The following is an 11,506-nucleotide window of genomic DNA, read 5'->3' on the forward strand; positions in this document are numbered from 1 at the left end:
TGTGACTAGGCTGGAGGTCTTTCGAAGGAGGGCGCATGGCCGGTGGTTGGGCGCGCGATGGCGCGGTAAGTGAACAGATCGAAGCCTCGATCAGCGACGAGCTGGCGCGGATGCAGGCACAGAAGAAGCCCGTGGGCGAGAGCCTGAAGTTCTGCGCTGAATGCGAAGAGGAAATCCCCGAGAAACGCCGCGCGGCCATTCCGGGGGTGAAGCTGTGCATCGACTGCCAGCAGGACCGCGACGGCGCATTCAAGGCGCGCGGCGGCATCAACCGGCGTGGGTCGAAGGACAGTCAGTTGAAGTAACCCGCCCGGCATCGCCGGGCCACGCCCGACCCTCCCCACGGGAGGGCGTTTTGCGGCGTTTCGAACATCAATAGGGTTTCGGTGAGGCACTGTGTCGTGCCACACCAGTGTTTTGGTCGCCCACCCAGGGTCGGGCGTGGCTCTTTGGGGGGCCTTAGCCTTCCATCGCTTCCAATTCGTCGATCATCGACGAGATCATGCTGAGGCCCTTGTCCCAGAACTTGGGGTCGGAGGCGTCGAGGCCGAAGGGGGCAAGCAGTTCCTTGTGGTGCTTGGAGCCACCTGCGCGCAGCATGTCGAAATACTTGTCCTCGAAGCCCGCGTCGCCTTCTGCATAGACCGCGTAGAGCGCGTTCACGAGGCCGTCTCCGAAGGCATAGGCGTAGACGTAGAAGGGCGAGTGGACAAAGTGCGGGATGTAGGCCCAGAAGGTCTCGTAGCCTTCCATGAAGTCGAAGGCCGGGCCGAGGGATTCGGCCTGCACCGACATCCAGAGCGCGTTGATGTCATCTGGTGTTAGTTCCCCTTCACGCCGCGCCGCATGCAGTTTGCATTCGAAATCGTAAAAGGCGATCTGACGCACGACGGTGTTGATCATGTCCTCGACCTTGCCCGCGAGCAGGATCTTGCGCTGTTCCTGGGTTTCGGCCGCATCGAGCATCTTGCGGAAGGTCAGCATTTCACCAAAGACGCTGGCTGTTTCGGCGAGCGTCAGCGGGGTGGAGGAGAGCATTTCGCCCTGTTCGGCGGCCAGAACCTGGTGCACGCCGTGGCCGAGTTCGTGGGCCAGGGTCATCACGTCACGCGGTTTGCCGAGATAGTTCAGCATCACGTAGGGGTGGACGTTGGTGACGGTCGGATGGGCAAAGGCGCCGGGGGCCTTGCCCGGTTTCACGGCGGCGTCGATCCAGCCCTTGGAAAAGAACGGCTCCGCAATCTCGCCCATGCGGGGATCAAAGGCGTTGTAGGCGTCCATGACCGTCTTTTGCGCGTCTTCCCATGAGACGGTCTTGGTGTCTTCCATCGGCAGGGGCGCGTTGCGGTCCCAGACCTGCATGCGGTCAAGGCCCAGCCATTTACGTTTGAGTTCGTAGTAGCGGTGCGACAGTTTCGGGTAGGCGGCAACAACGGCATCGCGCAAAGCCTCGACCACCTCGGGTTCGACATCGTTCGAAAGGTGACGTCCGGTTTGGGCGGTGGGCATCTTGCGCCAGCGGTCAATCACCTCTTTTTCCTTGGCCGCAGTGTTGTGCACGCGGCTGAAAATCTTGATGTTCTCGGCAAAGACGCGGGCCAGTTCGCGGGCGGCGGCCTCGCGTTTGCTGCGGTCCTGTTCGGTCAGGAAGTTGAGGGTGGCTTCGATGTTGAGCTCTTCGCCTTCCATGTCGAAGGTCAGGCCCGCGATGGTTTCGTCAAACAGACGCTCCCATGCGTCGCCGACAACGCCGAGATCGTGCAGGAATTTCTCGAGCTCGTCCGACAGCTGATAGGGCTTCATGGCGCGGATGCGATCGAACACCGGCTTGTAACGGGCAAGATCTGCATTGGCAGCAAAGAGCGCGTCGAGGTGATCGTCTTCGAGGCGGTTCAGTTCGAGCGTGAAAAACACCAGCGGAGTCGAGAAGTTGGTGAGAGCTTCCTGACAGTTCGACATAAACTGGGCGCGCTCGGCGTCGGTGGTGAGCTGATAGTAGCGCAGACCTGCATAGGACATGATGCGACCGGAAATCTGGCTGATCTTCTCGTTGCGCTGGACGCATTCCAGAAGGCCGGTGGCGTCGAGATCGGCGAGTTTGCCTTCGTAGTCGGCGGCAAAGGCGCTGCATTCCTTCTCAAGGAAGGCGAGATCGGCCTCGAGTTCGGGCGCTTCCTCGCCGGTGTAGAGATCGCTCAGGTCCCATTCGGGCAGGTTGCCGAGGTTGTCGGTGCCGTGGCTGGTGTTTGCGTCTCGAACGGGGAAGGGCAGGTCGCGCATCTTGGGCCTCTGTCTCATGTCTATGGTTGAGGAACAGATAGGCAGAGGGGGGCAGGGGGTGCAAGGGGGCAAGGCCGTCACATTGCCTTTTGGTCGGGGTGGGCCTAGGCATGTATCAAGCAAAGTTGAGGGAGAGTGAGATGAAGTTTCTGCGTTACGGTGAGATCGGGGCGGAAAAGCCGGGGGTTCTGGATGCGCAAGGCAACATCCGGGATCTGTCGGGTGTTGTTCCGGATATTGCCGGGGCGGTTCTGGTGGATTTGCCGAATGTCGACCCGGAGAGCCTGCCGCTGGTTGAAGGGACGCCGCGGATCGGGGCACCTGTCGGGCAGGTGGGCAAGTTCATGTGCATTGGCCTGAACTATTCCGATCACGCGGCAGAAGCGGGAATGGACTTGCCGAAAGAACCGATCCTGTTCATGAAAGCCACGAGCGCGATTGTCGGACCGAACGATCCGGTGGTCCTGCCCCGTGGTTCGGTGAAAACCGATTGGGAGGTCGAACTGGGCGTGGTGATCGGCAAGACCGCGAAATATGTGGATGTCGAGAATGCGCTGGATCACGTGGCAGGTTATTGCACGGCCAATGACGTGTCCGAGCGGGAGTACCAGACCGAGCGGGGTGGCCAGTGGACCAAGGGCAAGAGCTGTGACACGTTCGGCCCGATCGGCCCCTGGCTGGTGACGCCGGATGAAGTGGCTGACCCGCAGAACCTTGACTTGTCGCTAGACGTGAACGGCACGCGGATGCAGACCGGAAACAGCAAGGCGATGGTCTTCTCGGTGGCCGAGATCATTTCCTACCTGAGCCAGATGATGACGCTGCATCCGGGGGACGTGATCGCCACCGGAACGCCGCCGGGTGTTGGTATGGGGATGAAACCTGCGGTCTACCTGAAGGCCGGGGACATCATGGAACTTGAGGTTGCAGGGCTTGGCCGTCAGCGCAGCCACGTGATGCAGGACGCCTGATTTAAGGGAGCTGGGGATTACGCGCTTTCGCGGTGCGTGGTCCCGTTGCTGAGGTGCTGATCAAAGAAGGCGGCGCTTTGATCGTAGATGGCGTCGCGGATTTCCGGAAGCTCCATCATGACTTCGTGTTCGGCACCTTCGACCATCACCAGTTCCCCGTTGGGCCAGGTTTCCATGCGCTGATGGATGCGGGCGGGGTCGACGATCTTTTCGTCAGTGCCCAGGAAGGTAATCGCGGGCAATTCAGGTGCGGCCCGCGCGGCCAGGTCGCGGGTTTCCACCAATGCCTCGTGAAGCCAGTGCATCGAGGGGCCACCCAGCGCCATTTCGGGCACCTGTTCCATCTGAACCTGCATGTAGCGATACATGTCAGGGTCATGGGTCAGCGTGTTGCCTTCAAACGGCTCTGCCAGAACGTAGGTCTTGGCCTTGGTGCCAGGGGTGAGTTTCGCGCTGCTACCCACCTGTTTGCTGGCCCAGCTAACGGCCCATGCGGTCGGGCGCATGAGGGCCGACAATTGGATGCCCCACATCGGGGCGCTGAACATGGCGGCATTGATCGGCAGGCCAGACATGGCCGCCCGCAGCCCGATACAGCCACCCATCGAATGGGCGATCATGAAATAGGGCTTGGGCAGATCAAGTGCTTCTGCGGCTTCAAGGACAGCGGCAATGTCGACCTGGTAGTCCGAGAATTTCTCGACATAGCCGGCGTCGCGGTCCGGGATCAGGCGATCCGCCAGCCCTTGTCCGCGCCAGTCAATGGCGACCATCGCGTAGCCGCGTGTGCCGTAGGCCGTAGCGGCACGGCCGTATTTCTCGGCATATTCGGTACGACCCGGAAACATCAGGATCGTGCCTTTTTCCTGTTCTGCACGCCAATGGGCGATGCGAATGCGCACCCCGTCCGCACATGTCAGCCAATGCGCGGTCCCGCCTTCGGGACCGTCGGCAACCTCCGGAAAAAAGGGGGCGGGGTGCAATGTCATCAGCTGAGAACAGAGCCGAGTTTCATGGCAAGGCCCATATCTCCGTCAACCGAGAGTTTGCCGGACATGAAAGCGGCGGTCGGGTTGGTGTCACCCTCGAGGATCGACTGGAAGGTGTCGGCATCGGCGGTGAGGGTCACGTCGGCTTCGTCGTCGGAGGCACGAACACCGTCCGAATCAATGATCAGTGCGCCTTCGTCTTCGATGACGAATTTGGCCGAGCCGTCAAAGCTGTCGCCACCCAGTTTTTCAGTCAGGGCAGCCACTGCTGCGTTTACGATATCGCTCATGAGTCAGATCCTTTGTGTTCGCGCATCTTTTAATTTCGTCTGCGCACTCTAATATCACTAAAGTTATGAGTTGCTTTAACCGTTTTCTCAAACCTATCGTCGCGGCAACCGCTGTTGCAACAGTATTGTTGCAACCAATGGTTGCGAGCGCCTCCCAGCTGGATGACTTGTTGTTACAGTTGCGTGATGCGGATCCGACTGCCGCGCAAATCATCGCCAAGGAAATCGAGCTGGAGTGGAGCAAGTCCGGATCGGCTTCGGCAGATTTCCTTCTCAAGCGCGGGCGCAATGCGATGGAGCGGCGCGAGTTCGACGTGGCGATTGAACATTTCACGGCTCTTGTGGATCACGCGCCGGAGTTTGCCGAGGGCTGGGTTTCGCGGGCAGGGGCCTATTTCCAGACCGGTCTGCTTGGGCCGGCGGTGCATGATCTGGAACAGGCGCTGGCGCTCAATCCGCAACACTATGAAGCCATCCTTGGTTTGGCGGCCATTTTCGAGATGCTGGATCAGCCGAAAGATGCCTGGGATGCCTACTCCCAAGTCAAGGCTATACATCCGACCCATCCGGACGTAACAGAAGCCCTGCAAAGACTCGAGCCGCAGGTCAAGGGACAGGCGCTCTAACGACAGGCGAAAGACATGTCTTCACAGGCGCGGATCACGGCGGTTCTGGGGCCGACGAATACCGGCAAAACCCACTATGCCATCGAACGTATGCTGGGCCACCGCACCGGGGTTATCGGCTTGCCACTGCGTCTTTTGGCGCGCGAGGTCTATGATCGGATCGTGGCTGCACGTGGCCCCTCTGTCGTGGCGCTTGTAACCGGGGAGGAGCGGATTGTTCCGCCGCGCACGCAGTATTGGGTGTGTACCGTTGAGGCGATGCCCGAGGGGCTTGGGGCGGATTTTGTTGCGATTGACGAGATCCAGCTTTGTGCCGATCCCGAGCGTGGGCATGTGTTCACCGATCGCCTGTTGCGGGCGCGCGGGCAGAACGAGACGATGTTCCTTGGGTCCGACACCATGAAAGGCACGATTGCGACTCTGGTGCCGGGGGTGGAGTTCCTGCGTCGTGAGCGGATGTCGACGCTATCTTATTCCGGATCGCGCAAGATTTCGCGCATGCAACCGCGCTCGGCAATTGTCGGGTTCTCGGTTGATAACGTCTATGCCATCGCCGAGCTGATCCGCCGTCAGAAAGGTGGCGCGGCCGTGGTCATGGGGGCGCTTTCGCCGCGCACCCGCAATGCGCAGGTCGAACTCTATCAGAACGGCGATGTGGACTATCTTGTTGCGACCGACGCCATCGGCATGGGGCTCAACCTTGATATCGACCACGTGGCGTTTTCGGCGACGACCAAGTTTGACGGGCGGCGGATGCGTCCGCTTGCACCGAATGAGCTTGCCCAGATTGCAGGGCGGGCCGGGCGCGGGATGAGCCACGGCACTTTCGGCGTCACTGGCGAGGCGCCGCCGCTGCATCCCGAAGTGGCCGAAGCGATCATGGATCACCGGTTTACCCCAATAAAAAAGCTGAATTGGCGCAATGCGCGGCTTGAGTTCGGGACGGTTGCCGCGCTGGTCCGGTCACTGGAAGAAAGCCCGCGTGACGACATGCTGGTCAAGGCGCGGGAAGCCGATGACTTGATGGCATTGAAGTCGATGGAGCGGTCGGCAGAGGTGATGGCACGAGCCAGCAGCGCGCCGTCGGTCCGGCTTTTGTGGGATGTCTGCCGCATTCCGGATTTTCGGGGAATCAGCCACGCCGAGCACGCCAGCTTGATCGAGGGGATTTTCGGCTATCTTCATGAAAGCGGACGTGTGCCCGACGACTGGATGGCCAGACAGGTCAAACGGCTGGATCGGACGGACGGGGACATCGACACTTTGTCCAAACGGCTGGCATATATTCGCACGTGGACATATGTCGCGCAGCGAAACGGCTGGGTTGATGACGAAAACCATTGGCGCGGCGAGACGCGCGCTGTAGAAGACCGCTTGTCGGACGCGCTGCACGAGCGTTTGACGCAGAGATTTGTGGACCGGCGCACATCCGTGCTCTTGCGCCGGCTCAAACAGAAGGAGGCCCTTTTGGCCGATGTGAATGACAAGGGTGAAGTGACCGTCGAAGGAGAATTCGTCGGTCGCCTCGAGGGGTTCCGCTTTATCGCGGACAAGGAAGCAACCGGGCAGGAAGCCAAGACGCTCAAGCAGGCAAGCCTGCAGGCGCTGGCGCCGCAATTCCATCTGCGGGCGGATCGGTTCTACAACGCACCCGATACCGAGATTGATTTTACCGAGCAGGGTGGCCTCATGTGGGGCGAACACGCGGTTGGCAAACTGGTTGCCGGCGCGGATGCTCTCAAGCCGGGCGTCGAGGTTTTCGTTGACGACGAAGCCGGCGCAGAAGTCGTGCAGAAAGTGCAGCGTCGCCTGCAACACTTTATCGACCGCAAGATCGCGGCCCTGTTCGAGCCGCTGCTGAACCTCTCGAAAGATGAGGAACTGTCCGGTCTGGCACGTGGCTTTGCCTTCCGCATGGTCGAGAACCTTGGCGTGATCACCCGTGGTGACGTGGCCACCGAGGTCAAGGAACTGGATCAGGATGCTCGTGGCGCGCTGCGCAAGCACGGCATTCGCTTTGGTCAGTTCACCATCTTCATGCCGCTTCTCCTGAAGCCCGCGCCGACCCGCCTGCGCCTTGTGCTGTGGTCGCTGGCCAACGGCCTTCAGGAATTCCCCGAAGCGCCGCCTCCCGGTCTGGTGACCGTGCCTGCGGGGCAGGGGCTGCCACAGGGCTATCACACCATGGCGGGCTATCGCGCCGCCGGTGAGCGTGCGATCCGTATCGACATGCTTGAGCGTCTGGCGGACATGCTGCGTGTCGAAGACAGCCGTGGCGGTTTCGAAGCCAAGGCCGACATGCTGTCGATCACCGGTATGACGCTGGAGCAGTTCGCTGACCTGATGCAGGGTCTTGGCTACAAGGCCGAGAAGGGCGAACGCGAAAAAGTGAAGCCGGTGGCAGAGGCCGCTCCGGCAGAGGCTCCGAAAGAGGAGGCCGCGACCGAGGAAGCGCCCGCGGTCGAAGCGGAAGTGCCTGCCGAAGCCGAGGCGGAAGCACCCAACGAGGCGGCAGCTGAAGCTGCACCGGAAACCGAGGTGTTCTTTACCTTCACCTGGGGTGGCAACCGTCAGAACAATCGCGGCCCGCGCCGGGAGCGTGGCCAGCAGCAGGGCGGTCGTCGTGACCAGCAGGGCGACAAGCCGCGCGGCAAGGGCAAGCCGAAAGGCAAGGGTGGCCCGCGCCGTGACAACTCGGCCAAGTCCTTCCAGGCACGTCCGCCCAAGAAGGAAAAAGCGATTGATCCGGATAACCCCTTTGCAGCCGCGCTTATGGGGCTGAAAGAAAAGGGATAATTCCCGCGGCCCGGGCCTCTTGGGGCCCGGGCGTTGCCTGTCGTTGGCAGGCTGACAGAGGACACCCTCTTGAGCGATCCCTCTCCAAAGCAGCGTCTGGACAAGTGGCTGTGGCATGCGCGGTTTTTCAAAACGCGTACGCTGGCGGCTAAGGTTGTGACAGGTGGCCATGTGCGGGTGAATTCCAGCAAGGTGTCCAAGGCCAGCCATGGCGTTGCGGTGGGCGACGTGCTGACCTTTCCGCAGGCGCGCAGTATCCGTGTTGTGAAAATCGAAGGCTTTGCCGACAAGCGTGGACCTGCCCCCGAGGCCCAGAAGCTGTACCTGGACTTGAGCCAAGTCAAAGACAGCGTTCCGCCTGCGCCTAAATACGAGGGAAATGGACGCCCGACCAAGCGAGATCGACGCAAACTCGATCTTAAACGCGGGCAGGAACTTGAATGACCGGCCCGGCTGATTTAGCTAAGTGCCCAAATAACGTGTAGACGAGACTCATCAATGACCTATGTCGTGACCGAAAACTGCGTAGCCTGCAAATACACCGACTGCGTCGAGGTCTGCCCCGTGGATTGTTTCTACGAGGGTGAGAACTTCCTCGTGATCCATCCGGATGAATGTATCGATTGCGGTGTCTGCGAGCCGGAATGCCCTGCTGACGCCATCCGCCCGGATACCGAGCCGGATATGGAGAAATGGGTCGAGTTCAACCGCAAGTACTCGGAAGTCTGGCCGGTGATCATCACCAAGAAAGATCCGCTGCCCGAGGCAGAGGAGCGTGACGGTGAAGAGGGCAAGATGGAGAAGTATTTCTCGGAAGCGCCGGGCGAAGGTGGTTAACACGTGATTCGCGTGCTGCACCCGCAAAAACGGCGGTGCAGAGGGCGTTAAGAGCCTAAAAACAAACGGGAAACCCTGTGTTTCCCGTGCTCCTGCTTTGAAAGGGGCATTTTTTATGTTATATTGTCGTTACAAAATATACCGCCTCACAGCCATCCGCGCGTAAGTACCGCATTGGATGGCTTTTTGCGCCCGAGAAAATCCCTGCACGGGGAACATCGTTTCCCGTGAGTGTGCTTTTGTCTGGCGTTATCCAGGCTCACGCTAGGAAGGACTACATGAGCAAGACCAAGAAGAACGAATTCCGCCCGAACGACTATGTTGTTTATCCGGCTCACGGTGTGGGTCAGATCCTGTCGATCGAAGAGCAGGAAATCGCCGGCATGCAGCTGGAACTGTTTGTGATCTCTTTCGAAAAAGACAAGATGACCCTGCGGGTCCCGACCAACAAGGCCGTGGAAATCGGCATGCGTGGTCTGAGCTCGCCCGACGTGGTTGACCAGGCTATGACGACCCTGAAGGGCAAGGCCAAGGTTAAACGCGCCATGTGGTCGCGCCGCGCCCAGGAGTATGAGCAGAAGATCAACTCGGGCGACCTGATCGCGATTGCCGAAGTTGTTCGCGACCTGCACCGCACCGATGACCAGCGCGAGCAGAGCTATTCCGAGCGTCAGCTCTATGAAGCCGCGCTTGAGCGCCTGACCCGCGAAGTTGCAGCCGTGTCTGGCGGTGACGAAGCGGCGGCGGCGAAGAAAGTGGACGACGTCCTGATCTCGCGCGCTGCTGCGTAAGGGTCGCGCCTTTCCAAGAATTGAGCCGCTCCGGTTTGGGGCGGCTTTTTCTTTGGTCAGAGGGTCAGTGCCATCAAGAGCGCGATTTCAGCGAGTTGCTGACCCGCGCCAAGAATATCACCTGTCTGACCACCGATCTTGGCCTTGGCGATGGCATAGACAGAGAGGCCGATGGCGAATGCCGTAGCTCCAAGGGGCACCATGCCAAGGCCCGTGCAGACCAGCGTAAGCCCCAGAGCAAGCGCGGCGGCAATGGCGGCGGTTTCCCGCGACGGGCGCCCTTGGGAATGGCTGAGGCCGGTATCACGTGCGTGGGGCAGGGCGGCCATGAGGGCGGGCATGACGGCCCGTGACAGGACACCAACGGCGATCAGGCCCCAGAGCCAGCCCTCGCTTTGCAGGACCATCCCGACAGCGGCCCAACGAGCCGCGAGCGAGATGCAAAGCGCGATCACGCCATAGCTGCCGATGTGGCTGTCCTTCATGATCTCCAGCCGGCGCTGTTTTTCCCAACCGCCCCACAGGCCGTCCGCGCTGTCGGCAAGCCCGTCCTCGTGCATGGCACCGGTCATGATGACGTGGCAGGCCACCCAGACCAGCGCCGCCAGAAGCGGGGAGAGCCCGACCCATAGCGCGAGGGCCGTGGGAATCGCCGCAAGCAGTGCCAGAGCGGCACCGGCCAGCGGATAGGCCCATGCGGCCAAGGCCCCGCGCTCGAAGGCGGCGCGAACGGGCAGGCGGGTCAGCAGCGCAAGGGCGGTGGCAATATCACCGGCCTTGATCAGCGATCTGTCGTGCTTTGTCATGGCTGCGTCTCTTTCCTGACTTGTGAGCGCCGTGGGATGCGATAAACAATCCTTCAGCACAAGTTTCAACAGGAGTGCCTGATGTCTGCCACTTTTTCAAACCTTGATGATTTTCGCGCGGCCTTGGCTGCGGCACCGGTCGTGGATGCCAAGGCAATGGGCGAAGCGGAGGAGCGTAACGGTCAGCTGACCAAGCCGCCGGGTGCATTGGGCCGTTTGGAGGATATGGCGATCTGGTACGCCGGCTGGCGGGGCAATCCGCGCCCCAGCATCGAGGCACCGCAGGTCATCGTGTTTGCTGGCAACCACGGTGTGACCGCGCAGGGCGTGTCGGCCTTTCCGGCGGAAGTGACCGAGCAGATGGTTCTGAACTTCCAGCATGGTGGCGCGGCGATCAACCAGCTGTCCAAATCGGCCGGTGCGTCGCTTGACGTGATTGCGCTGTCGCTCGAGACGCCGACCGCCGATTTCACGCAGGAGGCGGCGATGGACGATGCCGGTTTCCTTGCTGCCGTTCAAACCGGATGGGACGCCGTGAACCCAGAGTCGGACCTGTTGGTTGTCGGCGAAATGGGGATCGGCAACACGACGTCGGCTGCGGCGATTGCCAACGCGCTGTTTGGTGGCGAGGCCGAGGACTGGGTTGGTCGCGGCACCGGTGTTGATGATGCCGGTCTGGTCAACAAGGCGCGTGTGGTGCGCGAAGGTGTGGCCCTGCATGGCGCAGGCGACGGTGTCGACATTCTGCAACGTCTTGGTGGGCGCGAGCTGGCTGCGATGGCGGGGGCAATTGCACGCGCGCGTTCGCTGCGTATTCCGGTGATCATGGATGGGTTCATCTGCACGGCCGCCGCTGCGACACTGGCCAAGGCGCAGGACGGTGCGCTGGATCACGTGATTGCAGGCCATGTCAGCGCAGAAGCGGCGCATGGGGCTGTGCTGGCACAGCTAGGCAAAGAGCCGATGCTGAGCCTTGGTATGCGTCTGGGCGAAGGCTCGGGCGGGGCGCTGGCGATCAATATCCTGAAGTCGGCCGTGGCCTGCCACTCGGGCATGGCGACCTTTGCCGAGGCCGGCGTGTCGGAAGGCTAAGCCTCCTTTTCAGAGTAAAAGTGAAAGG

12 protein-coding genes are annotated in these 11,506 nt (G+C 61.0%); 8 read left to right on the top strand and 4 right to left on the bottom strand.

Annotated elements, in window-relative coordinates; translation table 11 throughout:
• Positions 1-35: 35 nt before the first annotated feature.
• Positions 36-305, top strand: coding sequence for a DksA/TraR family C4-type zinc finger protein (locus tag NNA36_RS05210; RefSeq protein WP_255104851.1), 270 nt, complete (start codon positions 36-38; stop codon positions 303-305).
• A 154-nt stretch (positions 306-459) separates the two neighbouring features.
• Here NNA36_RS05210 and NNA36_RS05215 read toward each other — a convergent pair whose 3' ends face one another.
• Positions 460-2,280: a M3 family oligoendopeptidase gene (locus NNA36_RS05215; RefSeq protein ID WP_255104853.1), complete on the bottom strand. Its 1,821-nt coding sequence runs from the start codon at positions 2,278-2,280 to the stop codon at positions 460-462.
• A gap of 140 nt (positions 2,281-2,420) precedes the next feature.
• Here NNA36_RS05215 and NNA36_RS05220 point away from each other — a divergent pair, with 140 nt between their 5' ends.
• Positions 2,421-3,251: a fumarylacetoacetate hydrolase family protein gene (locus NNA36_RS05220; protein ID WP_255104855.1), complete on the top strand. Its 831-nt coding sequence runs from the start codon at positions 2,421-2,423 to the stop codon at positions 3,249-3,251.
• Positions 3,252-3,268: 17 nt separating this feature from the next.
• On the opposite strand, the gene NNA36_RS05225 is transcribed toward NNA36_RS05220, so the two are convergent.
• Positions 3,269-4,240 carry an alpha/beta fold hydrolase gene (locus tag NNA36_RS05225; protein WP_255104857.1) on the bottom strand — a complete coding sequence of 324 codons (972 nt, stop codon included), beginning with the start codon at positions 4,238-4,240 and terminating at the stop codon, positions 3,269-3,271.
• A complete protein-coding gene (locus NNA36_RS05230; RefSeq protein WP_255104858.1) occupies positions 4,240-4,530 on the bottom strand; it encodes an SCP2 sterol-binding domain-containing protein in 291 nt (96 codons plus the stop codon). The genes NNA36_RS05225 and NNA36_RS05230 overlap by 1 nt, the downstream gene beginning before the upstream one ends.
• 137 nt (positions 4,531-4,667) lie before the next feature.
• Here NNA36_RS05230 and NNA36_RS05235 point away from each other — a divergent pair, with 137 nt between their 5' ends.
• The 5 genes from NNA36_RS05235 (at position 4,668) to NNA36_RS05255 (ending at position 9,580) form a co-directional block, all read left to right on the top strand.
• Positions 4,668-5,156, top strand: coding sequence for a tetratricopeptide repeat protein (locus NNA36_RS05235; RefSeq protein WP_255104859.1), 489 nt, complete (start codon positions 4,668-4,670; stop codon positions 5,154-5,156).
• A 15-nt stretch (positions 5,157-5,171) separates the two neighbouring features.
• Entirely contained in the window at positions 5,172-7,952 is a 2,781-nt protein-coding gene (locus NNA36_RS05240) for a helicase-related protein (RefSeq protein WP_255104860.1), read from the top strand.
• Between the two features lie 69 nt (positions 7,953-8,021).
• Positions 8,022-8,396 carry an RNA-binding S4 domain-containing protein gene (locus NNA36_RS05245; RefSeq protein WP_255104861.1) on the top strand — a complete coding sequence of 125 codons (375 nt, stop codon included), beginning with the start codon at positions 8,022-8,024 and terminating at the stop codon, positions 8,394-8,396.
• Positions 8,397-8,450: 54 nt separating this feature from the next.
• Positions 8,451-8,789, top strand: a complete 339-nt coding sequence (fdxA, locus tag NNA36_RS05250) for a ferredoxin FdxA (protein WP_093318948.1) — start codon at positions 8,451-8,453, stop codon at positions 8,787-8,789.
• Positions 8,790-9,067: 278 nt separating this feature from the next.
• Positions 9,068-9,580 (top strand): CarD family transcriptional regulator, encoded by a 513-nt coding sequence (locus NNA36_RS05255; protein WP_255104863.1) that lies wholly within the window; start codon positions 9,068-9,070, stop codon positions 9,578-9,580.
• A 56-nt stretch (positions 9,581-9,636) separates the two neighbouring features.
• On the opposite strand, the gene cobS is transcribed toward NNA36_RS05255, so the two are convergent.
• Positions 9,637-10,386, bottom strand: coding sequence for an adenosylcobinamide-GDP ribazoletransferase (cobS, locus tag NNA36_RS05260; protein ID WP_255104865.1), 750 nt, complete (start codon positions 10,384-10,386; stop codon positions 9,637-9,639).
• Between the two features lie 81 nt (positions 10,387-10,467).
• Here cobS and cobT point away from each other — a divergent pair, with 81 nt between their 5' ends.
• A complete protein-coding gene (gene cobT / locus NNA36_RS05265) occupies positions 10,468-11,478 on the top strand; it encodes a nicotinate-nucleotide--dimethylbenzimidazole phosphoribosyltransferase (RefSeq protein WP_255104866.1) in 1,011 nt (336 codons plus the stop codon).
• Positions 11,479-11,506: the final 28 nt, after the last annotated feature.

This window comes from Shimia sp. CNT1-13L.2 (genome assembly GCF_024331145.1).
Taxonomy (GTDB): domain Bacteria; phylum Pseudomonadota; class Alphaproteobacteria; order Rhodobacterales; family Rhodobacteraceae; genus Shimia.